Below are 25,827 nucleotides of genomic sequence, written 5' to 3' on the forward strand. Positions count from 1 at the left end.
CCAAGATGATGACAGAGAAGTCCTCCATTGTGAGGGTCAAAAACGCGCACAATAGCTAACATTAACCGCCAGCTGAGATTTGAGCGGCTGCTGTGATGCTGCTTTTAGTATCCATATTCGATGGTAACGGGGCATCGTTGAGCAACAAGGCTGTCGCTGTATCGACCTCTACTGGGCGCGAAAAGTAGTAGCCTTGGAAGCGTGAGCAACCAATGCGCATTAGAATGTCTTTTTCTTCGCCATGCTCCACGCCTTCTGCCAATACGGAAAGGTTCATGTGGCTGGCCATGGATATGATGGTATTGATAATCACATGACTGTTGGGGTCGCTGGAAATATCCCTCACAAACGACTGATCTATTTTTAATTGATCAAGCGGTAGATGCTGAAGATAGCGCAGAGACGAATACCCAGTCCCAAAATCGTCGATGGAGAAATGTACGTTTTTCTCCTTAAGACTGCGCATTTTTGCCGCAACAGAAGTAATGCTCTCTACCAACATACCTTCGGTGATTTCGAGATCTAATAAATTAGGGTCAATATTGGTTCGCTCGATAACATCTTGAATGGTGTCGACAAAACTGTCTTTGGCGAATTGAGAAGGGCTAATATTGATTGCCAACGCCTTAAATCGTGCCGGTAATCCGGCATCTTGCCATATTTTTAACTGATGACATGCCGTGTCTAGTACCCATTGACCTAGCTCGCTAATCAAGCCGATTTCCTCTGCAACGGGGATAAAACGCCCCGGAGGAACCTGCCCTAGCTCCCTATTGTGCCAGCGCAACAAGGCTTCAAAGCCGATGATATAGCCACGATCGTTTACCTGAGGTTGATACACTAAATAAAATTCGTCTTTCTCGAGCGCGTAATGCAATGCCTTTTCCATGGCGAGCCGTTCAGCGGCTGAATTTCTCATCGCATCATTGTAGAAGTGCAAATTGCCACGGCCATTCTCTTTGGCCTGATACATGGCCGTGTCCGCTTTTTGTAAAATGTTCATACCATCGGACTGATCCAACGGAAAGAGGCTAATACCAATACTCGCACTGAGTAATATTTCAGTACGGTTCAAGTGAATCGGTCGACTCAAGGCGTCCAATATATCATTCGCTAGGCGCGTCACTTCTGCCTGCGCTTTGTCGCTGTCTGCGGACAAACTGGGCAGCAAAACAACAAACTCATCGCCTCCAATACGAGCCACAACATCCTGCTCTGATAACAACGACTGTACTCGTTTTGCCGTTCTGACTAGAACAGTATCACCCGCATGATGCCCAAGGGAGTCATTGATGCTTTTAAAGCGGTCTAAATCAATAAACAATAAGCCGCCAACAACGCCTGATTGTTTTGCTTTTTCTACGGTTTTTTCTAGACGTTCATTAAAAAAGCGACGATTTGGCAATTCGGTTAACGCATCGTAATAAGCCAGATACCTCACTTTCTCTTGGTCTTTTCTACGTTCAGTAATGTCTCGAACAGAGGCCAAAAAGTGCGGTTTTTCATCCAAGAAAATAACGTTACTGCGCACTTCTACAGGAATAAAATGGCCATCACTACGACGGTATTCCGTTTCAAATAACTTAACGTCTTCTGTTCCCGTCAGGCTTAGTTCCATTGACGATAAATGATGTTTAGGATCAATATCTTGGATATTGAGGGTCAGCAAATGCTCTTGGTCGTACCTGAGCAAATGACTCGCTTCGCTGTTGCAGTCCAAAATTCGACCTTTCAAATTCGCCAGCAACATACACTCACTAGACTGATGCAACACCGCTTTAAAGTATGACTCACTCTTTTCTAACTGGCTCTCCACATATTTCTGCTGATGCCACAATGCTGAAAAGGTTCTCGCCAACACACCAAGCTCGTCATCCCGCGACGTTTCTTCAAATTGCAATGTTGTGCTGGAAAGGGTTTTGTCGCTGAGTTGAGACAGCTTTTTAATGAAGCGATTCAAAGGGCGAGAAGTCAGCAAATAGAATAAGGTCATCATCGAAATGCCGAATAACAAGGTCATCGTTATGGTGATGCCCACCAAGCGCACACTTCGTGAAATAAAACTGGCGGTAACCGCACCAACATCCACCACCCCCGTCACTGAGCCGACTGTGATACGGCCATCGTAGTTCAGTGGCAGCACTACCCTCTTGGTTAAACCATTGAATAAGTAATCAGACAGCCAACGAAAGTTCGAGGGTTTAACGGGGCGATAGAGGTAGGCTAATTGATTGCCTAGCTCGTCTCTTAACGTCACTTCTCGAAACACGTCAGACTGAATCAAGCCTGCTAATACTCGTTCAGCCAGACTCGAGTTGAGTGTGTAGGCGGCCTCAGTGGTCGCGCTTTTCACCGTGTTGAATGTCGCCATTATTCGATGATGAATGCTGTCTTTTTCTTCTCGCCAATCCGCAATGATCTGAAACGAGCTCATGATGATACTCAATAGCAGCATTAACCCTAATGCCCACTTTGCCTGTTTATACGACAGTCTCTTACGCAGCGCTAACATGATGTTCCTTTTCTCTTCATGCTAATCCAACATCCCTTCTGATCGATAACGTTTAAGAATCTCGCGCCACTCACCATTGGCTTTCACCTCATCTAATCCTTTATCTAAAATGACACGCCATTTATCGGCGTTTGGGTAGTGCTTGCTAAAACAAACCGTATAGTGCTGTTCGGCCAAATCGCTGACCTCATAAAAGCTCAATTTATCCTCTATGCCTAATCGTCGCGCTTCAAAATACGCACCCGCTCGCTCCGTCAGAAACACATCCTGATTCCGTCGTAATAGAAGATTAAAACCCTGCGCTATACTGCCGACCGTGTGATAGTCAATCTTGGCATTTTCCAATAGAGTCGCTTGAGCCCAGCCATTCATCGCCATAGTATGGTGTTTTTTGGCGGTTGCCATCGGATAGGCACCAGGGGCTAAATAGTCACGTCGGGTAATAAAAACGCTGCGAGATTGGCTGATTATCTGAGAAAAGCGGGCAAAGTCGTGCCGCGAGGGTAACGGTCGACAAGACACGGCTCCTAGCCCAACACCTGCTTGTAGATTCCTCATGATGCGCTTCCACGGCATCAACTCGAAATGCACAGTCACGCCTTGAGTCGCGTAAGCCTGACGGACTAGATCTATGTCCATGCCATACACGCCAGCGTCTTTATTTACGTCGTCTGTGGCAGGCAAAATGGAGGAATCTATCATATAGGGCGGAAAGTGCACGCCGTACAGAGTAATGTCCTGTGCATTCGCTCCTTGGCAAAAAAGCCCTGCTAGCAGCACACTGTTTATCATCGACCTATTAAGATACTTCATGCTGGGAACTTCCTTTTGCCTCATTAGCCTAACGACTATTTCCATGATAGACACACACGCTGTCCAATATGACTCAGAAATAACAGACACTCAAGCATTAGAGGCAGATTCCTACTGGCTACCGCCAAAAGTCATGCCACCTAGAAATAAGAACCAAAAAAAAATCAGCCGAAGCTGATTTTTTTAAACAAGAACCCTTTGCATAACGGAGATTAATTATTCACCATCAGCAAGTGTTTTGCGTTGTAATTCAATGATCTCAGCGATGCCTTTACGAGCCACAGCCAACATGCCCACCATGTGTTCATCGCTGAACGCTTCGCCTTCTGCGGTACCTTGGATCTCGATGAAACCGCCTTTGTCATTCATGATAACGTTCATGTCTGTTTCGGCATTAGAATCTTCTGGGTAATCCAGATCCAACACAGGTACACCTTTATAAACACCCACAGAGATCGCGGCAATTTGTGACACGATTGGGTTTTCTTTCACCCTTTTTTTGTCCATCAGAACTTGCATCGCATCCGCTAAGGCAACAAAGCCACCGGTAATAGACGCCGTACGAGTACCACCGTCAGCTTGAATCACATCACAGTCAATCGTGATGGTATTTTCACCCAACTTTTTAAGATCCACAGCGGCGCGCAAAGAACGACCGATCAAACGTTGGATTTCAACCGTGCGACCATTTTGCTTGCCACGAGCGGCTTCACGATCAACACGGCTGTGTGTAGAACGTGGCAACATGCCGTATTCAGCCGTAATCCAACCTTGGCCCTTACCTTTCAAGAAACGCGGCACGCCATTGACCACGGTTGCGGTACAAATAACCTTAGTATCGCCACACTCGATCAATACCGACCCTTCGGCATGCTTCGTAAAGTTGCGTGTAATTTTAAGGGGACGTAACTGATCTGCTTCTCTTCCGCTCGGACGCATATTTGTCTCTCTGTTAATTGAACCATTCTAAAGCGGCAATTATAACGAACCTACACAAAATTACCCCCCTTCCCTATGAAACTATTACTCATCAGGTACACTATTCATTCGGCCTTTTAGGCTCTATTTATTAATATGCTATCAAACTTTAGGTATTTAACATGACTGCAAGCATGACCGCCTTCTCTCGCCAAGAAGCAGTATACGATTGGGGCACCATCAGCTGGGAAATTCGCTCAGTAAATCAACGCTATCTAGAGCCACATTTCCGTTTACCTGAAAGCTTTCGTGAGCTTGAATTCGCCTTTCGTGATGTGCTGAGAAAAAAACTCAACCGCGGTAAATTAGAATGCCAACTGCGCTTTCAAGCCGTAGACAAAGCAGCGGCGAGCCTAAATATAAACGCAAGTAATGCACAAGCACTTGCCGATGCTATTGATAATCTTGGTACTTGGTTTAAAGATTTGAACCCAGCCAACCCGCTCGATATTCTTCAATGGCCAGGCATCTTAAACAACGAAGGTAGCGACTTCGATATGATGAAAAAAGCCGTCTCTGAACTCTTTTCGCAAGGTGTAGAAGAACTTATTCAAGTGCGTTTACGCGAAGGTGAGCAGCTGAAAACCATCATCGAACAACGCCTAGATGCCATTGATCAAATCGTCGTCGACGTACAAGCCAAATTGCCAGAAATTCTAGCGGCACAAAAGCAAAACCTGATCGACAAATTAGAAGCGGCCAAAGCGGATCTTGATCCAATGCGAGTAGAGGCAGAAATTGTCATGCTGGCCCAAAAAGCCGACGTAGCAGAAGAACTCGACCGCCTTGCCACACACACCAAAGAAGTACGCCGTCAGCTGCAACAAAAAGGCCCAATTGGTCGTCGCCTCGACTTCTTAATGCAAGAACTCAACCGCGAAGCCAACACGCTATCGTCTAAATCCATCGTCGTTGAAACCACTCAAAGCGCCGTGGAACTGAAGGTTTTGATTGAACAAATGCGAGAACAGATCCAGAATATTGAGTAATCACAAAAGTAAAAGGTGGCACAATGCTGAATAGAGAGGATCTAACACACACGCTAAGGCAGTTAATGCCGGAGGTTAGATTGGTCTATTTGTTTGGCTCACAAGCAGATGGCAGTGCCACCCCTTCAAGTGATATCGATATTGCCGTGCTGCTCAAGAAAAAATTAGACCCAGTAGCACGTTTCGACCTAGAGCAAACCCTTGCCATCAAACTCGATAAGGATGTCGACTTGGTAGACTTATTAACCGCCTCAACGGTCTTACAAAACCAAGTCATCATGAATGGCGAGCTACTTTTCGGCAGCGAGAGCGAACAGGTTAAGTTTGAAATGCAGATCATGTCCATGTATCAGCATTTGAACGAGGAACGGGCTGACATTTTGCAGGAATACTTAAAATGAACGACTCAGTACTCAATAAGCTAGCAACGGTTGATCGCTGCTTGAAGCGCATTCGAGACGTTTACGATCTTGCGAAAGAGCAGTTCGATACCGATTACACCAGCCAAGATTCTATTATTCTGAACCTTCAGCGCGCCTGCGAATCCAGCATTGATGCAGCTAATATACTTAATAAGCAGCACCAAACAGGCATCCCCCAAAGCAGTCGCGACAGCTTTGAATTACTCAAAAAAGCCGGTTTTATTTCTGCGCCTCTCGCGTTAAGTCTTCAGAAAATGGTTGGCTTGAGGAATATTGCAGTTCATGACTACCAAACACTAAACTTAGACATCGTGAAGTATGTGGTCGAGCATCGATTAGGTGACTTTGAAGAGTTTGTTGAGGCCGTTAAAAAAACAGCTTAGCCCGCGGTTAACTTCGCCACTTGTTGCCACATAAAGTTCGGCATGGGCTGTTTTAGCTTCGAGGTAATACTCATAGATTGGGAGCCTGTGTGAGATACATACTCCACTTCACCATAATTAACAAAACCCATGGTGCGGCCATATTCATCTTTACTTTTCTCACGAACAAATAAAAATAGGGAGCAATATACTTTTTAGGTATTTTTACCAAATAGAACTCAAACCTTCGTATAGTTCCAGGTCGCCTTGAATATCTTCCCAATACGTGACCTTTTGTAAACACTCTGCTTTCATTAATTTAAAGTTAAAATGTTCTTCATAAGGCTTTCTAATTACGCGGTTTAAAAGAACAGGCGCTCCAGCAAACTCAAACACCCAGTATTTTTCAATAGAGTCACTATCCTTTCCAGCTAGCTCCTTGTCTATGTCACGCCTCGGTAAAAGCTTCACATTAGCGACTGAATACAAGTATTTTCCTAGCTGCTCTCTATCTTGATCACTGTCACGGACTGTGAGTACTAGGTAACGTACTTCACGTATAATGTTCCTGTGTACATTTTGACGATTAGTTGCAATAAGTCTTGTATGGTAACCCTTTAAACTACCTGTTCTAGCTTGTTCCAAATACTCTTGGTCACGATCAAGTTCATTCACTGGCGCCACGAATGTCAAACCGTAGTGTCTAGATACATGAACGCCATAAGGCGCAATACGAGCAGAATCTTCAACAAAATGATAATCATGTGGAGACGATTTTTTATAGTCCAAAACCTCTCGAGTTTTACCAAGCTTATGTGCCAAATATTCTTTTATCCAATAGCTATGTGAACCTTGGCTATCTTCACTTGGCAATAGTGGAAATGCACCAATACCAATTTCCTGGATAGCTTCAGCATATGGGTTCTGTTCAGTTTTTTGATTTGGAAAAAATCCCGGATACAAAGCAAACGCGCCAAGAACGGGGCGACTTTTCAGAGGTGACTCATATTCGAAGAGGTGCTGATGAATGATCGCATCACGGTATCTATGCATCTGATTAATAGCGTCTTCTGGTACGGCATCTTTATCACCAAACTGCGTAGAATCTATACGATATTTTGCATCAAACAAAATAAAGAAGGATTCACCACTTTCCAATGTGACACGAAGCACAATGTCAGGCCGATGATTTGCAAGCCAAGTCCGATTAGCAGAACCACTAGGTGTAAATGAGGGCTCATGAGCAAGCTCTATCTGCATACCATCACTTTTGTGTTGGTATACAAAAGCGGCTGCCATCTCGTCCTTTGGAAATGCTTTCTCAAACTGTATTTGTTTAAGGTTACTAAGCGTTTTGATTTGTTGTATAAAACCCAAAGACTCGATAATCGACTTCACTTCTAAGAAGCACCAAATCTCATAAATATCCGCAACAGACTTCATGGATAACTGGCTTTCTCCACTGCTTCCATTTAAATAGTATTTCAGTTGCTGCCAGACTTTATATACTTTTGAATAGCCAGCGGCTTCTTGCAGCACTTTAGATTCGGTATTTTGCCCTTTAAAGTCACCCACCTCTTGCCATAATGGATGCTTTGCATATCTACTAACCTGATCACGCCATACTTCTAAGTCTTTAATAAAAGATATAGAGACTTTTGAATCTTTCTCTTCCCGAGAGGCTAAAAGTATCTGAGATAAGCTCACTTTGGTTTTCACCAAAGCCATTTTAATAAAGCGGTTTTCTGGGGTATCAAGGTTCAAGCGCTGCTTTTTGATAGCAAGCCGAGATGTGCGTTTTGACGCTATCAATTCCTTTGCTCTCTGCTCCTGATTTGCTCCTAGCCTTTTGCTTACCTTCTCTAATTTTTGATGAATCGTATAAGACTGCAAGCGATTATGAGGAGCGCTCAATATTCTTTTAACACCTTGATTAAACTCCGCAACTAGACGCTCAAATTGCGCTAACCAGAAAAGCTCAAACTTTTCAGGCTGCCTAGATGATTTACCTTGAAAATGCGTTGTTTTACCACTAATAGCATATCGCCATAGTGGATAAACACGATCAATTTCTTGGTTCATAATACTCAAATCTAGAACCTGAACCATTTTCGTCGCGAAGACGTTAAAAACCACAGGAACAACTTGTTGAACCCCATTGATACTGTATTCAATTTCAAAACGACATAAGCCAACATCATTACCAAAGTTAATTGCTGCATGTAACGCTTTTCGCTTGGGGTGAGGTGAGAAGCATTGATCAAGCAAAGCATACTTGTGATTTACGGAAAATGAGTTCTTATCAACATGGTCATTAAACTCAATTTCAAACCAATATTGACGGTTTTCAAAAAAGAACGGCTGTAGGTGTGGTGGCCCCACAATATCAAAACTAGGCAACATTGGCTGAGAACCAACCAGAACAAGTATTTCTTCCCCTTTAGGTAGCTCAATCGATCTTGACGAATAGGTTCTTTTTAGCTTATTTCGAGGGGAATCTAAGCTATCTGTCGATACATGAATATCAAAATCATCATGTTCACAACTCAACGTTTCAGTATTTTTTTTAACCATATTCCATTACCACCAAAGCATCAAAGTTCCGTTGATTTAAGGCCAAAAAGAGGTAAACCCACGAACAAGCTGATAGTTCATCCAGTTCAATTTATCCTTAGAGCGACAATCCACAATAATATTTTCACCTTTCGGCTCTTCTTTCTCACGGTACAAATCAGGCCGTCCTGCTTCCCAAACATCAGCAAGCTGTGCTTCCAAAACTTTTAACAATTCCTCTAAGATATTGCCCTCACCATGCCCAGACAACTTATCTTCATCACCTTCGATGCGCGGCAATACTTTACACATCATAAAGTCGTCCCACACGGCTTTTAAAGTCGTTTCGTCTTTGGGTTGATTAGCGGTAACAGCAAGCAGTAATTCATTAAGTGCGCGAAATGCTAATTCAAACGGTGTGTTTTTTAGCACTGAATTTACTTGGTTTAAGAAGTCAACCGTTGCAGCACCAACATTAATATTTACTCCACCTTCAATGACTACTTCATAATCAACATCTGCTTTGCTAGCATGTGACCAAATGGGATAGCTAAGGCGCTTATTGCAGCTAGTTGGGGTGAAAAAATCGTTATAGTCGTTCGGGAAAAACACGCCAAAATCAAAGCTCAGCGCTCGGTCAATCACCTTGCGTGAAAAGCCGTGAGTGGTTTCATCCATATTCACCGTGCCCGCGACCAGCAGGTTAAACGGAATACCTAAACCATATTGGCAAATATGTGCCCACAGTTCATCGTATTGCGCATCATCAAAGCCTAGCGTTTCGCGCAGCTTTTCTTTATCCGCGACTTCTTTAATGGTGGCGGGTTTTAATAGCGCATCACTATTGTAGGTAAAGCTGTCATCTGTCCAACGCCATTCGCGGGTTTCCAGTACCGACAAATAATCAGCAAAATACTGCTCAACAGGGGCAAGGTTCATTTCATCCAAACACAGCCAATAAGGCAGCACCTTATCTAACTCATCACGTTCACCTGCTACGACTAAACGCTCGCCTTGGTCTTCGCTCTCTTGCACTTCAACGGTTAAGCCACTATCAGCAATCGCACACCAAGCTTTGGCGATAAATTGCAATACATCAGTAGCGATGTATTCCGCAGCGCCATTTAAGCGTGAAATATACCCCAGCAAATCGCTCGGCTCATGCCAGTCGGGGCGCACCGAGGTCAAACAATAGGTATCAGCAAACTGCTGTGATGTTTTTGCTTGCTCACGCACAAAGCGGGTTTTACCTGTTCCTGAGATACCTGCGAGAAGAAGGAAGGGTTTGGATAAAGCTTGTGCGTTACTAACTGCATGTGCATGTTGCGAATACTGATTAGTATCTAAATTTACATCTGCATATATATCTAACAGCTCTTTTAGGTCAGAGGTAAGAGTATCTTCATCAGGCATATTTTCCAGAGGATAAAATTTTGCACCAGCTGAAGCCCACTCATAAGATCGGCCTAATGTTGTATTAGAGCGTAAATCAACTTTCTGGTCCCAAGCGTTCAGTCGACTATCAAAACTCCTTATGTTATTGCGTAGTTCCTCAGCTTTTTGCCTTGCTAAAGCTGTTCCATATTGTTTCTTAAGCTCTGTAGTTCCAAAACCCAACGAGAGATAAACACCACTACCGTCTGAACGAAACAAATAAACAGGATAAATACCGGACTGCGTTGACTCTGTAATTGACGGGTTGAGTATCGAGAGCCAAGGTACGTCGGCCCAATTCCCAGCGCCAGCACTCGCTTTTATTAGGTAATTAGCTGGAGATGGCAGCTTGCTTTCAATTGCTTTAATTAAATCTTGTCTTAGTAAATTGGCTATTGGATGGCTCGTAAACTGCTCATTTTTTGCTTGTTCCCAACCACCTGCTATTTCTGTTAAAAGTTGTCTTAAACTCATACGTATCCTTTATACTAAGACCAAGAATTTTTGGTATTGCAGCTCTATTTTTTTTGGTTTTGCATATCCTGAAGATGCCAACTTTACGATGCCCAAACCATCAAGTGTTTTCAATGTTCTCGACACATTGCTGACCGCTCGGCCAGTCAGCATGGCCAGCTCAGTCACCGATTGCGGCTGTTGGTCGGCAATCACTTTTAACAATTGCTGATTTTCTTTCGACAGCACATTGGCCACCGATTTCAGCGAATCGAACCAAATATCGACGGGGTAATCGGGATCGAGCGTTTGACCTTTAATGCCTATTACACAGCGCGACTGTTTTACGTTTTTCATTTCTTTACTCGCATAGCTTACTCAAATCGTTTGCTCGCACTCCCTACTGTCCTCTCTCTACTCTCAATAAAGCCAGCGAGTGCGTAAAACAGCATTTGATCCATCAAAAGACTGTACGTTTATACATAAGCTTCGTATCTTATCAACTGCTGATAATCGCGCAAGTAAATTATCTCGCTTGAGTGAAAATCAATCTCACTGATCTGTTAAGTTCAGTTAGGAGTTTGCATGTCTATTATTAAAGAGTTAAACGGACGCAGTAGGTAGATAAATGCCCAGATCATGCAGCTTTTTGAGGGTACACACAGCTACCTGCCCCAAAAGCCCAAGGTATGGCGTATTACTTTGAAACTTCCTACCCAAAACCCAGTTTTGGTGAGTCGTTTGGCTTATGTCTTGATTTGTCGAGTAGATCGACACACTAGAAAGTTATGTCGAAAAAACAGTAAAAAATCGACACATGAAATTGATATGTCGATCTAATCGACAGGACCTGTTCAGATCTTGGTTCACTTTACTTCGAGAGATTGGCAATTTATAGAAAAAACGCGGCATTTTCCTGCTTGCGCTGATCCAATGTCTTCGCAATCGCAGACATTGTTGTTTTACTTATCCCTTGTTGCATCGCAAGATAAGTAAATTGGCTGATGGCTTCTGCGACTTCTTCAATGACTTGCTTTGCCTCATGCCAACTCCCATAGCCAGCACTGGTCGCTAGCTTTTGCATCACCTTAAGCGGTGGCGCTTTGCCATAACCTCCGAACGCAGTGGCGTGTTCGTTGAATGGATGTGGGCTGTAAGTAACATCGTAAAAAGGTGCAGGATCCCATTGACCGTCATCCGCTTGCAAAAACGCCCAGTTTTTACTGTGGTCGTCTTGGTTAGACGACAGCAGGTTAAACATGGCACGGCGAAATTGCAGTTGCCCAGCCGCTGGAGATTTACACAACTGACGGCTAGCTTTGATCAAGTCAATATAATCTAAGCTTGGCGTTCTAAAGTCCGCATCCAGCAGCCCGCAAGCGCTGTGCATATGCAAGCAACCTGCACTGCGCTCGCTGCCTAAGTCTGCCTGCTCAGTCACATAATCAAAACGCTTAAGCGCTAACCACGCAGGCGCACCGCTTGAGGATGGTGCTTCAATGAGTTGCCATTGCGGTGGTTGACACTTAGCAAGTTCTGCCATTTGTAAATAAACCGCCTCACACAAACCTTCTTCATGGCCGAGCGCTAGATTTTTCGAGGTGAACTTAATCAGCCAAGCCTCATCTCCAGGCTGAGCAAAGGTTCGACAATGCTGAGTTTCCCCAGCGGGCATATAAATCTGCGCCTTGGGCCTTGCCCCACCCGAACTACCTCCGGCGACTAATGCGGCCAATACCTGTTGAGTATGTCCATCTAACTCATCGTGGTTGTCGTCTATATAATCTGACATTGAAGAATCGAACAGCGTCTGCGCTTCTAAGCCTAAAGTAGCTAAATCAATGTCAGCGTTCGTCGTGGTTGAAAACTCAGACACCGGAGAAAAAGACAATGCTCCCATGCCTTTATCACCAACAAAGGCCAGCCTATCCATCGCCGTTAATTGATTAGGCAGGATGCCCTTTTGCCGGAAAATACGATCTTGCAACAGCATGCCCCAGCCATCGGGTAAACAATCTCCAAATACGCCATGTACTCCTTGATGAGGCGCTCTAGGTGCGGCTTGAACTTGCGCATTCGCTTGCAAGGTAAAAGGTGATAAATTGCCAAACTGCTGCAAATAGCTGTCTGCATACTGAAAAAAAACACCTTGACGATTCTGCGCCAAGACCCCTACTGCAACCTGCTCACCTGAACTTAAGGTGCGAGTCACGGCGAGTTTTTGAATGGGGTTAAAACTCATCTTTTAGCACCTCATCAATACTCGTGGGTACAGCAGCGCGTTCTTTGTTAGGTTGTGTGAGCCCATACAAACGCCCAAGCGAGTCAAGGGTCTGCCAAAGCAACAATAATTGGCGAAATGAAATTTGCCCAGTTAGCTCAAACTTCTTAATGGTGGCCGCAGGTACACAGCTTCGCTCAGCAAGCGCTGCTCGTGACAGCTTTGCCTGTTTTCGTAACTCACGCAAATAAGACGCATAGGCTTGGCTGACGTCGGTATCATCAAGTAAGGTAAAATTCATCCGCAAAGACCAAATGGATACAGTTATATCCATTATAGCAAAATAAAGCATAAAGTGGACACTACTGTACCCATAAAAAATGGAGTGTTGAAAAATCACTCGATAAAGCCTTTCAAAATTGCTATTTTTAAACCCTAACAGCAGCATAAAAACGGCACTGTTTTTCCATTGCTAACCACTAAGGTTTAGTAAAAGCCATAGGCAAGTGTTGGGCAGTACCACCTCTTAAAGCGATATCGATAAAGCTCGTTCGCTCACATAGCAGCTTTTTTGTAAAACCGCGTCGTTTCATTGCCAACAACAAGTCCTCACCAAAGTGGGTCAGGATTTTGCGCTGCTTTGGAAACAACACATTGTGTAAATCACGCTTAGCCATAACATTAACCAAAGGGACTATATTCCCACTATTCGAACATTAATGGGAATATAGTCCAACTTTTAAATCCAACCAAATCTAACACGCGAAAAATGGGACTATATTCCCGTTTTTATCATAAAAGTGGGATTAATATCCCACTTTTAGATTCAGCTTGCACGATGGAAAGAGCGATAGTGCAAAGAACTGGAAACCCGCTACCAGGGATCTACACAAAGTGACTTTATTGATAACAAGCTGTAGACCCATTGAGTATGACTTGCGATCTTCAGAACGCCCCACAAATAGCATTCTTCTCTATTTCTAACTAGCTGCAGTTTTTAGACCTTGTGGCAATCAGTAAATTGAAACAATACGTTTTACTTATAAATTCACCAAATCCGATAGAATAAATCCACGGACAATTTGATTAAAAATAGGCATTCTTAACAGATAGCTTTTCGTTGTAGGTTTAAAGGGTAATCCATCAATAAATGTCTTTTAAACGATTTAAAGCGTTTTTATCTGATCAATCGGTTAAGATAAAATAAAATTGATTATCCACCATTCTAGTTATGGAAAACGACAAATGACTGGCACAGGCTCCCGTTCATCGATTGTTGTCTTAATAATGCTTTTGTGCGGGCTATTGTCTTCGATCGTGAATGCGGCGCCACCGACGCTTCAGGTCAACCATGATTTTAAAAAGCTGGAACAGTTCCAGATGGGGTATTTTGTCGATCCATCCGGCAATATGCCCATTAGCCAAGTACAAAACCAACACTTTGAAGCGTCTTCTAACTCAATCACCTTGGGGTCCAACGCAAAGACAACTTGGGCAAAAATAGTACTTCAAAATACCAGCGACTCCCCGATCACTCTCTACCTTCATAATCCTTATGCTTACTACAATCATGCCATTGAACTTAATGAAGTAGTCAATGGCCAAGTCACCCGTAAGCGGCTGTTGGATATGGATAATAAAGACACCTACGAGTGGATGTATCAGGGCACTGCTGTGTTTGACATAACGCTCCCACGCCAACAGGTCACAACACTTTACTTGAAGAATGTTTCTTATATTTATCAAGTGTTTAGCGTTGAACTCTACAGTCAAGATTTATCAAAAAGAGTACTCATAAACCAATACAATGACATTACCTTGATTGTGGGTATGGTATTGGCGCTCATTATTTATAACTTCTTTCTGTTTTTGTCATCGCGCTTAAAAGAACATCTTTTTTATGCCTGCTACTTGGTTTCAGGGGGCTTTTGGATCGCCCTTTCATACGGCTTATTTGCCAGCTTTTTTGATGTCTTTGGCTCTATCACACTGAAATGGAATATCGCCCTCGGCACCATGCCGATCTGTTTGTTGTTCTTCATGATCAACATTTTTGAAACGAGAAAAAAATACCCGATCGAACACAAAGCTTTGCTGACGACCATTGCCATATTAGCCACCAATTCTATCTATGGTTTGTTTGACATTATCAGTGCGCTTGAATATGCCAGTACACTGGCCTTTATTGTTATGTCCATCAGCCTATGCGTCACCATTTCAATGTTTGTGCGTCGGCACCCTCTTTCCCTTTTATTTTTAATTGGCCATGGTTTTTTCGTTACATTTAGCCTGTTGGCTGTGCTGTTTTATCAGGGAAGAATTGGCTTCAACTATATCAATAGCCACGGAGTTGGCATTGGGATTTTGTTAGAATCGCTTGTGCTATCACTGATCATTGCCAATCGTATTCGCACATTAGAAAAGCTCGAGGCGACCCAAGCGGAGTTGCAGCTACTGGCTTCCACAGACCCATTAACACAGCTGCTGAACCGCCGATCATTTGACTTAGAAGCCAGTGCATTGTTAAACCAAGATAAACAAATACGATTCCCTCTTTCACTGGCCATTCTCGACATCGATTTCTTCAAAAACATCAATGACACCTATGGGCACAGCTTAGGAGATCAAGTCATTGTACGCGTCGCCGACGTGCTCAGAGCACAGTGCCGTCTGCAAGATATTGTTGCCCGTTATGGCGGAGAAGAGTTCGTTATTCTGATGCCAAATACCACCCGAGAAAAAGCCCACGTATTAGCCGAGCGCATTCGTACCACCTTGGCCCACACTAGCGTTCAGGTTGACCAAAATCAGTTAGTCAACTTCACGCTTAGTGTGGGGATTTCCGAAGTGGATGCTAAGACCGCAGATCTACAAGCCGCTATAAATCAAGCAGATAAAGCCTTGTACAAAGCCAAAAACAGCGGACGAAACCAGTCTCAGCTGCACATTAGCTAATACTCTAGAGGCTGCATTTTTTGCTATACCTCACAACTCACCCTGCAAACGCCTGTTTAAAGGCGTCAAACAACCATTCATAAGCAGGGCCTCGCTGGGCGCCTTTTTTGGAGACTAGATCCACTGGCACCGACCAAGGTTTATGGTCGAAAACCACGTCTATTTTATGAATATTGTTGTGTTCTATGAGCGGCGAAACCAAGGGTAAAGGCAAGTATGCCCAGCCGACCTTCTGCATCACCAACTCCAGCGCGGCGTAATTGCTAGAGCACCACCAGACATTGGGCGTTATGCTGATCAATGCCTGAGGCTCTTTCTTACGCGTACCTCGAACCGTCACCTGACGATAAGGCGCTAGATCAGACTCTGAGCTCACTCTTTGCCCAGCTAAAGGGAAGGCTTCATGGCAAACGGCAATAAAATCGACCCCGCCCACATAGCAAAAATCGACTTGTTTATTGGCTTCAATTTCAGCAAACATCACACCTATGTCTATATTACCGGTAGCAACGGCGTTAACTATGTCTGGCGACGCCAAAGACACAAGCTCAATCTGAACGTAAGGAAACGTCAGCGCAAACTGTTGCAATACGGTTGAAACGTAAGGCGCTAATAAAGCGTCGTCTACTGCGATGGTAAGTCCGCTTTCCTCATTCCTCAAAATCGATTCTGCAATCTGTTCGAATTCATAAGATTGCGCCAAAAGCGACCGCGCGCTGCGAATTAAACGCTCGCCTTCTGGTGTCAACTTGGGGCTACGAGAGCTTCTATCAAATAGCTCAACGCCCAAGTCCAGCTCCAAATTACTAATCCCATGGCTAACCGCCGACTGCACTTTTCCAAGCCGTCTCGCGCACGCCGAAAATGAACCGAGTTCGGCCGACAACACCAGCATATTGATCTGTTCTAGACTTATCATATGAATAATATCGATAGTTAATAACTTTTAAATATCATAATAATTGATAGTATAAAGCGCAAACCTACTTTTCTCCTTCCTCATACACGCCGTAAGGAACTACCCTAATGAGCTGGTTATATTTGCTACTTGCCGGTCTTACTGAAATCGGCTGGCCTATTGGCTTGAAAATAGCGCAATCCGGCGGCTCCAAAATCGCAGGAATCGCCATCGCCGTGTTCTTTATGTTTATCAGCGGCACGTTACTTTGGCTCGCCCAAAAAGAGATTCCGATGGGAACTGCCTATGCAGTATGGACAGGAATCGGTGCCTCAGGCACCTTTTTAGTTGGCATTTGGTTTTATGGGGACCCAACATCCTTAATGCGTTATAGCGGCGTCTTACTCATTATTCTCGGTGTCGTTGTGTTAAAATTCGCACACTGATCACTCGAATCACAAGCAGCGTCTTGGCAACAATTATAATGCCCTTACTAACCGCGCTATAAAGTAGAATGCCGCCAACAAGCAAGCGGCATTTCCTTGATGGGTTAACAGGGAATAACACTCTCACTCTTTTCCGAATTTGGCTGATTACACTATGAATACCTTACGTCGCCTCGCACAACATGACGCCGCCTACTTGCTCGTATTTATTTTTCTTATCTCACTCAATTTGCGCGGTCCCGTTACTGGCTTGCCGCCATTATTAGACCGCATCAGCCAAGATTTACATCTATCTAGCTCTCAGTCCGGTTTATTAACCAGCTTGCCTCTGCTTATTTTTGCGCTATTCGCACCGGTGGCGTCTTGGTTAACCAGACATTTTCAGATCGAACGTATCTTAGCCACTGGAGTTGGTTTAATAGCCCTAGGGATGGTGGCTCGCTCCCTTGGCTCACTCAGTACCTTGTACATGGGCGCTGTGCTGATTGGTGCCGGTATCGCCATTGGTAATGTTTTGCTGCCCAGTTTATTAAAACGTGAATTCCCAAATCACATTGTTCAGCTCACTGCCATTTATGTCCTGATGATGAGCGTGGGCGGATTCATAATGTCCAGTTTTGCGGTGCCATTAAGCGTGTTTGCTGAAGGGTCGGGCTTCACCCTACCAATGAGCAGCTGGTCATTCGCATTAGCTTGCCAAGGGTTAATGATTCTTTTGCCATTGGTGGTTTGGTTTACGTGCAAAATAACCCAGCACCACACGCCACAAATCAATAACACTGAAGTGTCCCCCAAACTATGGCGTTCTGTTACTGCGTGGCAAGTGGCTGGGTTTCTCGCCGTTAACTCATTAGTGAATTACATCGTCGTCGCTTGGGTGCCTTCCATCTTGGTGAGCTACGGTTATACGGACTCAACCGCCGGCTTGTATCAAGGCTATTTACAGCTGGCTGGGGCGTTACCGTCGTTAATTCTCGCGCCCTTTATCCATCGCTTAGGCAGCCACCGCCGACTGTGCTTAATTGCAACAGGCTTAACTTGGTTGAGTTTATTTGGCTTTTTATACCTTCCTAGCTGGTCTGGTGTCTGGGCCGTGAGCTTTGGTTTTGGGGTCAGCATGGGATTTATTTTGGGTTTATCCTTTGTCAGCTTAAGAACCAATAGTCCCAAGCAAGCCGCGGCACTCTCAGGTATGGCGCAGCTTATTGGCTACACATTAGCCGCCTTGGGTCCGGTGCTTATTGGGGCTCTTCATGACTGGCGTCATTCATGGGATGAACCGCTCTATGTGCTCTTAGTAATTGGCTTTTTGTGGATGATTCTAGGTTGGATGGCGAGCCCTAAACCGTCGAAATAACGCGATTGGCTTATAAAAGCGTAAGAAATACAGTTTTATCGGTGATCAAAAAAGTACTCAGTCGAAAAAAAAAGGGAGAGTGTTATACTCCATTTTTTCTCCATATTTGTCGCTTAGGAATCATCGGTTCATGTATCAAACGAGAGTTCGTTCACTGTTCGTCACTTTAACGGTTCAAATACTGTATCTCGTGCTGATTTTGATGGCGTCGCGCTATGTCATGTTGGCGGTTTTCTCTGAACCTAGTCAATTAGCCACTCACAGCGACGACGTACAACGCATGTGGACAACCGGTGTACGCTACGATTTGCGTGTCGGTGGTATGCTAATGGTGCCCTTTGCTTTATTGGGTCTCCTAATGGCAAGCAGTCGCATTACATGGCGCGCTTTCAGAGTCTGCTTACCTTGGATATTTGGCTTCATTGCTTTTGCCGTCGCTATGGTCGCCATCAGTAACTATTACTACTATCAGACCTACCACAATACCTTTGATGTGTTTGCTTTTGGTCTGGCTGAAGACGATACCGCCAGCGTCTTAGCGAATATGTGGGAAGGCTATCCCGTGATTCGAGGTTTGCTTGCCGCACTGGCTGCGGCCTATCTTTCCGGCCGCTTTACTCATTATTTCCTAAAAGACAAAGCCCCTAAAAAGTGGAATCTAGCCCTCTTTGTTTTGTTCACTTTTATCATGATTCTTATCTTGGCGATTATTAGCCGCGGCAGTCTAGGCACCTTCCCATTAAGACGTGGTAATGCGCAGGTATCGCAACTTTTATTACTCAATAAAATAACACCAAATGGTTTGATGAGCCTCAACTGGGCCATCAATGACCATAACGAAGATTTGTCTTTTTCTCCGGTTAGCAAGGCCAAAGGCGAGCAATTAGAGAAACAGCTGGGCATCAGCAGTCTAATAGAAAAAACACCTAAAAACCCTTGGCTTGCAGAACACAAACCCAATGTTGTGATGGTGCTCATGGAGAGTTTCGGTAGCAACATGCTGCAATTTGATGAAGTCGGTAAGAATGATCTGCTCGGTCACCTTCGCCCACATTTTGCAGAAGATTTTGTCTTCAAACGCTTTGTCTCTGAAGACAATGGCACCGCGCCGTCTCTGGCCGCTATGTTCTTTCACAGCCCTCTGCAAAACATTAGCCACAGCTCAGCACAACACACCAAGCTAACGGGTACACCCTTCGATGTGTACAAGAAAGCAGGCTACAAAGTCATTTTCATCTCACCTGGTAATATGATGTGGCGTAACCTGGTGAACTATTTACCTGTTCAAGGCGTGGATGCGGTTTACGACCAAAACACCTTAATGAAGATGTACCCTGAATCTGCCAATGAAATCACCGATTGGGGCGTGCCTGATGACTACGCTTATCGTCTTGCAGAGAAGTTGCTAAAAGAGTCGAAAGAACCGACCTTTATCAGCATTCTGACCATTACGAATCACCCTCCTTATGTCACACCGGATCGCTACCAACCGCAACCTATCGCGCTCACGCCTGAGGTAAAACGACACGCTGAGGCACAAGGCCAAGAAGAGCTCAACATTCAAGAAACTTACCAATATGCAGCAGACGCCTTTGGTCAGTTTATTAGTTCCGTGGAAAGCTCCGATAAGGCTGATAGTACCTTGATCGCCGCCACTGGCGACCATCAAATGCGCCGTCTCAAGGCCTATTACCCAGAAGAGCAAATGCTCGATCGTGCGGTGCCTTTCTATCTGCATGTGCCAAAGAAAATACTCGACAACAGCCAATGGCACTACGATCCAAGTCGCGTCGGTTCGCACAAGGATATCTTTCCAACGCTGTACAATTACTCATTATCAGACACCTCTTATCAAGCCATTGCTGGGCGTAACATGCTGGCAGTAGAAGACGATAAGCAACGTGCGTTTGGTTACAACACCACCCTTTGGATAGATGACAAGGGGGCTTATCCAATGAGTGGTCAACCGGCTTTTTACCCTTGGAAAGACGCAACCAGCTTAGAAGTTAAAAAACAAAGCCAACAGGTTCCCCCTTTCCAGCAAGCTCGCCAAAAGGCGCTGCCAGAGCTATTACGCTGGCAAATTAACGCACATATAAAAGGCTTTAAAGAATAACGGAAATGATAGATGACCAAGGGGTTTATAACCCTTTGGACATCTCCTCTAATGATACATCTCTGGTTTGTACCAAAGGGATGATGATAGTAAAACTCGTTCCTTCTCCTTCTTTAGACTCGATTTCTATTCGGCCCTTCATAAGGGTATATACCCATTGATGAACTAAATGCAGACCAAGCCCAGTGTGTTTATCGACTCGTCCGGTCGTCACAAAGGGGTCAAAAATACGCTCCCGTACCTCGGAAGAAATACCGTTACCATTATCCTTGACGCTTAGTGCTAACATGTCATTCTGGCATTTTGCTGTCAGCGTAATAATGCCTTTCGGATAATCTTTCAAACCATGCTGCAGCGCATTGTCTATCAAGTTTTGTATCACTTGGGAAAGGATCCCAGGAAAACCTTGCATATGAATATCTGCGTCACACTCATCCTTTATTAACACGTGAGGAAAGCGCTTCAATCTAGGCTTATACACAGTTAATAGGTCCTGTAGCACACTATTGAGTACAAAATCCTGCACATCCTGTCCTGAGCGATCCAAGGTAATACGTTTGAAACTCGCGACTAGATTGATCGCTCGTGTAAGGTTTTTCTCCGCTATTTCTAGTGTTTTTCCCATACTCTGACGATTTCTATCTGACAACGAATCCGCCTCTTTATTAATCAATGCGGTTAATGAAGACAGTGCCATACGCACGCCTCCCAATGGCGTATTCATTTCATGGGCTAAGCCTGCCACCATTAGCCCTAATGCCGATAGTTTGCTGTTCTCTACCAACTCACTTTGTAGCTCAACCAATTGGTGATTAACCACGTTAAACTCATTATTGGCGACTTTGAGCTGTGCTTGCTCTGCCTCTAATGCAGACAATAGAGCACGGCGTTTATAAGACGCGTTCATTTGCCACCACACTAAAAAGGACAAGATAAGAAAGGCCGCACTGCCCAAAGAGAAAATTAACCATTGGAGGTATTCTCGATACTCATCCAGCACATGACTTCGTGAACGTGCAACAAAATACAAAAATGAGGACTGCTCCGTCTCCATAGACGAGATTGGTGCTTCGACTATTACCCTCATTGAGCTCCAAACTTGCCCCTCTGAAATGCGACTAGAAAGCCCTTCTTCAGAAGAAATGGATGCCCACACTTTGGGGTACAAAGACTTTACATAGTTCGTCTGTTTATCTTGCTTTAAGGCACTAGCCCATTCTTTTTGAGCGTCTTGACTGATCAGCCACTCACCATTTTCGCTCACCACATCCATAAAAAAACGATCATTGGACAAGGTTCTAAGCTGAGCGAATAACTTGGTCAGGTCATAATTGACCACTAGCACACCTTGACGCTCACGATTGATAGACACCGCACCTCGTAGAGTGGGTTCAAGAGGGCGAACAATTTGGTCGTTTTCCATATTCAGATCAACAGGGGAAATATAGACATCGTTTTCTGTTGCAAGCTTGGCTTGCTGAAAATAATAGCGGTCCGACTTATCTTGTAATTGACTAGCGGGGACCACGGCTATCTTCCCATCACGGGCGTTGATGCGTATTAGCTCTTTACCATTCGAGTCAAGCCAGCGTACTTGAGAAATAAAAGGGGAAGTCAGCGCAAATTGAGAGAAGATTTGCGAAATATCAGACTGCCAAAAAACAGACTCAGGAATATGGTGATGGGAGGTAAGAAGTGCATACACGCTATTCCGAAGGAAAAGCGTCGTACTTTTTATATGTCCTAATTCACGGTTAAAAAGGCTGCTTCCTTGCGATAAAAGTCCAGATTCTTCTAGGGTTAACTGAGTGACATATCGATTTTCGAATAACCGGTAATTACTCCACCCTACCAATACGACAACTAAAAAAAGAGTAATCATAGTCGTCGGAAATAGCATTTTCTTAGGGATGCGCGTCATCGGGCTAGACCCTGGCTCCCAGAATGTCCTTCTACCCAGCTAATCACCTGCTCTAGCGGCATAGGTCGCGCAAACAGATAGCCTTGCCCTTGTTGACACCCTAAATCAATCAAATTCTGTCTCTGGGTATCGGTTTCTATACCTTCTGCTATCACGGAAAGCCCCAAGACTTGGGCCAGATCGATAATCATTTTTAGTATCTGCCAATCTTTTTCTGAGTCAGCCATGCGCCAAACAAAGCTGCGGTCAATTTTTAGCGTAGAAAGAGCCAAACTCGACAAATACGCTAATGACGAATAGCCAGTACCAAAATCATCAATGTTTACTTTCATACCGCTTTTTTTCAGCGCATCAAGCTGCTTACAAATAACGGCTTTTTCTTCGATCAACTGCGTTTCTGTGATCTCCAGCTCAATAAGCTGAGAGTCCACATCAAGTTCTCTAAACAAGGCTTCTAATCGCTCAAAATAATCTGGGCGAACCACGTCTCCGCCCGTCACATTAACGGAGATAGGGACACGAATACCCTGCTCAATCAAGGCTTTCTGTGCCACACAAGAACGGCGCATGATATTTTCGTCTAGTCGCCCTATCAAACCGCAGCTTTCAGCAAGGGTGATAAATTGATCTGGGGGAATATAGGAACCACTATGGTGTTTCCAACGAGCTAAGGCTTCAAAACCGATTAGCTCACTATTTTCTAGAGAGACTTTAGGTTGTAAATAGATCTCGATCTGGTCTTTCACCACAGCATCACGAAGGTCTTTCAGCAATGCATAGCGCTCTGACATCGCCGTCGCCAATGCTTCGCTATACACCAAAAAGGATAAGCCATGGCGTTTAGCGTGCTCTAATGCACTTTCTCCAGCACTAATAATTTGCTCTGCTTCATAATGATCAAACAAAGCCAAATCAATCGAGCTCATAACAATATCGACCGAGTGAGTGACATCCTCAATGCTCAGGTTGGCATGAATAATCGGCTCTAATTTTTGTTCGTCATACTCTTGATTGGTATAAACAACGACGGCTAATGTGTCTCTGTCGATCAAGGCAATATTGATGTTGTCAGTAAAATAAGTTCGTAAGTGGCTGTAAAGCGACTGAATAAGTTGGTCAACAAATTTTGTCCCAAAAACAGTTTCAGTGTGGGACAGATCTTCCACATGTAGCATCAGTAATTTGGCATATGGCAAATCGACCAATGACATATTTTTAATCTCGCGCGATAGCCAGTTTTTATTATGAATACCCGACACCGGATCGAAATACGCCAACTCAGTTAATTTGCCATGCAAAGCAACATTGCGAAAACCTACATTGATATTTTCACACATGACTTGCAGCAAATTCAGATCATTCGGCAATAACTCTCTGTCTAACTTCACCAGCAAAATACACTCTTTTCCTTCGAGCTCTTTATTGGCAAAGAATAAGATTGAGTAACCTTCAATAAAAACATGTTGCTTAGCCTGACAGGCTTTAGAGATGCAAACCATGAGCTCTTTGTCATCAAGAACATTGCCTAAATATTGATGAGAGTAATGTGCTAAGTCCCCACTGGCGGCGACAATAAGTGCTTGTTCAACACCATGATCGAAGCCACTCGAGAAACAAACAATACCGCCTGTTTTCATATTTAGTAATTGGGAGACTTCTTCTAGAATCGATTGGGTATAAGCCAAAATATCACGTTTAGTTGCAAGCCGCTGACTCGACTCAACAAGCATTTGCATGCCATGCCGAGCCTCTTTCATGTCTTTTAAATGATGCCAGGTTCGTAGGTTGCTTAAAATAATCGTCTGGAGATGATCATGGGTAAGATCCGGCTTGCTCCAGTAGTCATCAATATCATAATTTTTCATAATATCGTTTACTGGCGCTGCACCTGATTGCCCAGTTAACAATACAATTCGAACAAGATCATTGCCTATTCCATCTCGAATCGTATCGACAAGTCGTAACCCTGCATCGTCAGCTTCCATAATCACATCGAGCAAGATAACGCTAATATCTGGGTTTTTAGCGATCACTTTTATCGCTTCTCTTGCTGAATTAGCCGTTAGGATTTCAACATCTTTATCATCGTAGTTTAGCGTCACCAAAGCGTTGATTAACGCTTCTTGGTAATCTAGGTCATCTTCCACTGAAAGTACTTTGTAGGTGTGGCTTCTTTGCTCAAGCAAAGGTGTGTGTGTTTTTTCCAGTTTCGCTGTATTCATAGAACGGCTCATCCTTGCTCTGAAAACATTTTTTCATTATTAAAAGTCTAGATGCTAGAGACTTATTTTTCCTAACTAAAACCATTCGAATTGTATTTCCCTCAAATTCAAAGTGTTCCTTTGGCATACACACCTAGAAAGTACCTTCTAATGCCTCAATAGAACATAAGCGGAGCGAAAAACAGCATATTATGATATAGTCATATTACTTATATTTTGGCTAATCTCAACTGGGTTTAAAGGTAATATGGATCGACACACGGGCAACTTATTTATCCTTTCTGCGCCTTCTGGTGCAGGCAAATCTTCTTTATATAAAGCATTATTACAAGCGGATGATAAGGTTCGTATTTCGATATCTCACACCACAAGAGCACCACGAAAAGGTGAAGAGCATGGTCGTGAATACTACTTTACTGAAGACGAAGATTTTTTAGATATGATTGCCGAAGATGCCTTTTTCGAACATGCTCAAGTGTTTGATAACTATTATGGCACTTCGAAAGCGTCGATTTTCAACATGCTAGAGCAAGGCTTAGACGTTATTCTAGAGATCGATTGGCAAGGCGCGCGCCAAGTGCGTAAGCTCTACCCAGATGCCATTGGTGTCTTTATATTACCGCCTTCTTTAAAAGCACTTGAAGAACGTTTGCATGGTCGCGGAACAGACAGTGAAGAGGTCATTCAGCGTCGCATGAGTAAGGCAGTTGCTGAGATGTCACACTATGATGAATACGATTTTGTCATCGTAAATGACGACTTTGAGACCGCGTTAACACAAATGCAGTCGATTTTTACCGCAATGCGCTCAAAAAACACCGTAATGAAACAAAAATATGGCAATCTTATCAATGATCTCTTGTCATTATGAGAAGCCGTTAAGTAGAATTACATTTGCATAAATAGATAACCGCAATACAGAGGTCAAAATGGCTCGAGTTACCGTAGAAGATTGTTTAGAAAACGTTGATAACCGCTTTGAATTAGTCATGGTGGCATCAAAACGTGCACGTCAACTTGCCACTGGTGGTGAAGAAGCGAAAGTGGCACTTGAAGACGACAAAGTAACCGTAGTTGCTTTACGTGAAATAGCTGAAAACTTGATTAACGCCAAAAACGTTGATCTTCAAAAGCAACCTATTCACGAGTTCTAATATTGATGGTGTCGCTCATAC

At 44.0% G+C, this 25,827-nt stretch carries 20 protein-coding genes and 1 pseudogene; 9 read left to right on the top strand and 12 right to left on the bottom strand.

What is annotated here, in order from left to right; translation table 11 throughout:
• Nucleotides 1-61: 61 nt before the first annotated feature.
• The 3 genes from ACIGBN_RS10120 to rph form a co-directional block, all read right to left on the bottom strand.
• Nucleotides 62-2,512: an EAL domain-containing protein gene (locus ACIGBN_RS10120; RefSeq protein ID WP_396665218.1), complete on the bottom strand. Its 2,451-nt coding sequence runs from the start codon at nt 2,510-2,512 to the stop codon at nt 62-64.
• Nucleotides 2,513-2,533: 21 nt separating this feature from the next.
• Nucleotides 2,534-3,325, bottom strand: coding sequence for a substrate-binding periplasmic protein (locus tag ACIGBN_RS10125; RefSeq protein WP_396665220.1), 792 nt, complete (start codon nt 3,323-3,325; stop codon nt 2,534-2,536).
• A gap of 216 nt (nt 3,326-3,541) precedes the next feature.
• Nucleotides 3,542-4,264: a ribonuclease PH gene (rph, locus tag ACIGBN_RS10130; RefSeq protein WP_133002177.1), complete on the bottom strand. Its 723-nt coding sequence runs from the start codon at nt 4,262-4,264 to the stop codon at nt 3,542-3,544.
• Between the two features lie 161 nt (nt 4,265-4,425).
• Here rph and ACIGBN_RS10135 point away from each other — a divergent pair, with 161 nt between their 5' ends.
• From ACIGBN_RS10135 to ACIGBN_RS10145, 3 genes are read left to right on the top strand one after another with little or no spacing between them, the layout of a single operon-like run.
• A complete protein-coding gene (locus ACIGBN_RS10135) occupies nt 4,426-5,292 on the top strand; it encodes a YicC/YloC family endoribonuclease (RefSeq protein WP_341566343.1) in 867 nt (288 codons plus the stop codon).
• A gap of 23 nt (nt 5,293-5,315) precedes the next feature.
• Nucleotides 5,316-5,693, top strand: a complete 378-nt coding sequence (locus ACIGBN_RS10140) for a nucleotidyltransferase domain-containing protein (RefSeq protein WP_396665223.1) — start codon at nt 5,316-5,318, stop codon at nt 5,691-5,693.
• The gene (locus ACIGBN_RS10145) at nt 5,690-6,097 is read left to right on the top strand and encodes a DUF86 domain-containing protein (RefSeq protein ID WP_396665225.1); all 408 of its coding nucleotides are present in this window, start codon (nt 5,690-5,692) and stop codon (nt 6,095-6,097) included. Before ACIGBN_RS10140 ends, ACIGBN_RS10145 begins: the two co-directional genes overlap by 4 nt.
• 204 nt (nt 6,098-6,301) lie before the next feature.
• Here the strand turns inward: ACIGBN_RS10145 and ACIGBN_RS10150 are convergent, their stop codons facing one another.
• From ACIGBN_RS10150 to ACIGBN_RS10175, 6 genes and pseudogenes are all read right to left on the bottom strand, one after another.
• Entirely contained in the window at nt 6,302-8,650 is a 2,349-nt protein-coding gene (locus ACIGBN_RS10150; RefSeq protein ID WP_396665227.1) for a DUF2357 domain-containing protein, read from the bottom strand.
• Between the two features lie 36 nt (nt 8,651-8,686).
• Nucleotides 8,687-10,537, bottom strand: coding sequence for a DUF3578 domain-containing protein (locus ACIGBN_RS10155; protein WP_396665228.1), 1,851 nt, complete (start codon nt 10,535-10,537; stop codon nt 8,687-8,689).
• A gap of 9 nt (nt 10,538-10,546) precedes the next feature.
• Nucleotides 10,547-10,873, bottom strand: coding sequence for a helix-turn-helix domain-containing protein (locus ACIGBN_RS10160; RefSeq protein ID WP_396665230.1), 327 nt, complete (start codon nt 10,871-10,873; stop codon nt 10,547-10,549).
• A gap of 535 nt (nt 10,874-11,408) precedes the next feature.
• Nucleotides 11,409-12,758, bottom strand: coding sequence for a type II toxin-antitoxin system HipA family toxin (locus tag ACIGBN_RS10165; RefSeq protein ID WP_396665231.1), 1,350 nt, complete (start codon nt 12,756-12,758; stop codon nt 11,409-11,411).
• Nucleotides 12,748-13,038 (bottom strand): helix-turn-helix domain-containing protein, encoded by a 291-nt coding sequence (locus ACIGBN_RS10170; protein ID WP_396665233.1) that lies wholly within the window; start codon nt 13,036-13,038, stop codon nt 12,748-12,750. The genes ACIGBN_RS10165 and ACIGBN_RS10170 overlap by 11 nt, the downstream gene beginning before the upstream one ends.
• Nucleotides 13,039-13,279: 241 nt before the next feature.
• Nucleotides 13,280-13,414 (bottom strand): annotated as a pseudogene (locus tag ACIGBN_RS10175) (transcriptional regulator); the annotation flags it as partial.
• 568 nt (nt 13,415-13,982) lie between these two features.
• Here ACIGBN_RS10175 and ACIGBN_RS10180 point away from each other — a divergent pair.
• Nucleotides 13,983-15,692, top strand: a complete 1,710-nt coding sequence (locus tag ACIGBN_RS10180) for a diguanylate cyclase (RefSeq protein ID WP_396665235.1) — start codon at nt 13,983-13,985, stop codon at nt 15,690-15,692.
• A 37-nt stretch (nt 15,693-15,729) separates the two neighbouring features.
• Here ACIGBN_RS10180 and ACIGBN_RS10185 read toward each other — a convergent pair whose 3' ends face one another.
• Nucleotides 15,730-16,611 carry a LysR family transcriptional regulator gene (locus tag ACIGBN_RS10185; RefSeq protein ID WP_396665237.1) on the bottom strand — a complete coding sequence of 294 codons (882 nt, stop codon included), beginning with the start codon at nt 16,609-16,611 and terminating at the stop codon, nt 15,730-15,732.
• Nucleotides 16,612-16,718: 107 nt separating this feature from the next.
• Here ACIGBN_RS10185 and ACIGBN_RS10190 point away from each other — a divergent pair, with 107 nt between their 5' ends.
• The 3 genes from ACIGBN_RS10190 to ACIGBN_RS10200 all read left to right on the top strand — a co-directional run bounded on the left by ACIGBN_RS10190 (nt 16,719) and on the right by ACIGBN_RS10200 (nt 20,509).
• Entirely contained in the window at nt 16,719-17,036 is a 318-nt protein-coding gene (locus ACIGBN_RS10190) for a multidrug efflux SMR transporter (protein ID WP_133002186.1), read from the top strand.
• 154 nt (nt 17,037-17,190) lie between these two features.
• Nucleotides 17,191-18,393, top strand: coding sequence for an MFS transporter (locus tag ACIGBN_RS10195; protein WP_341566348.1), 1,203 nt, complete (start codon nt 17,191-17,193; stop codon nt 18,391-18,393).
• Nucleotides 18,394-18,523: 130 nt separating this feature from the next.
• Nucleotides 18,524-20,509 (top strand): LTA synthase family protein, encoded by a 1,986-nt coding sequence (locus ACIGBN_RS10200; RefSeq protein WP_396665240.1) that lies wholly within the window; start codon nt 18,524-18,526, stop codon nt 20,507-20,509.
• Between the two features lie 25 nt (nt 20,510-20,534).
• Here the strand turns inward: ACIGBN_RS10200 and ACIGBN_RS10205 are convergent, their stop codons facing one another.
• On the bottom strand, nt 20,535-22,430 hold the full coding sequence (locus tag ACIGBN_RS10205; protein WP_396665242.1) for an ATP-binding protein: 1,896 nt from the start codon (nt 22,428-22,430) through the stop codon (nt 20,535-20,537).
• Nucleotides 22,427-24,652 (bottom strand): EAL domain-containing protein, encoded by a 2,226-nt coding sequence (locus ACIGBN_RS10210; protein WP_396665244.1) that lies wholly within the window; start codon nt 24,650-24,652, stop codon nt 22,427-22,429. The genes ACIGBN_RS10205 and ACIGBN_RS10210 overlap by 4 nt, the downstream gene beginning before the upstream one ends.
• A gap of 247 nt (nt 24,653-24,899) precedes the next feature.
• Here ACIGBN_RS10210 and gmk point away from each other — a divergent pair, with 247 nt between their 5' ends.
• Both gmk and rpoZ read left to right on the top strand, forming a co-directional pair.
• Nucleotides 24,900-25,523, top strand: coding sequence for a guanylate kinase (gmk, locus tag ACIGBN_RS10215; protein ID WP_133002190.1), 624 nt, complete (start codon nt 24,900-24,902; stop codon nt 25,521-25,523).
• 58 nt (nt 25,524-25,581) lie between these two features.
• Complete coding sequence (gene rpoZ, locus ACIGBN_RS10220) at nt 25,582-25,806, top strand: DNA-directed RNA polymerase subunit omega (RefSeq protein ID WP_133002191.1); 225 nt, start codon at nt 25,582-25,584, stop codon at nt 25,804-25,806.
• Nucleotides 25,807-25,827 lie beyond the last annotated feature (21 nt).

This window comes from Marinomonas sp. NPDC078689 (genome assembly GCF_044542435.1).
Classification (GTDB): Bacteria; Pseudomonadota; Gammaproteobacteria; order Pseudomonadales; family Marinomonadaceae; genus Marinomonas; species Marinomonas arenicola.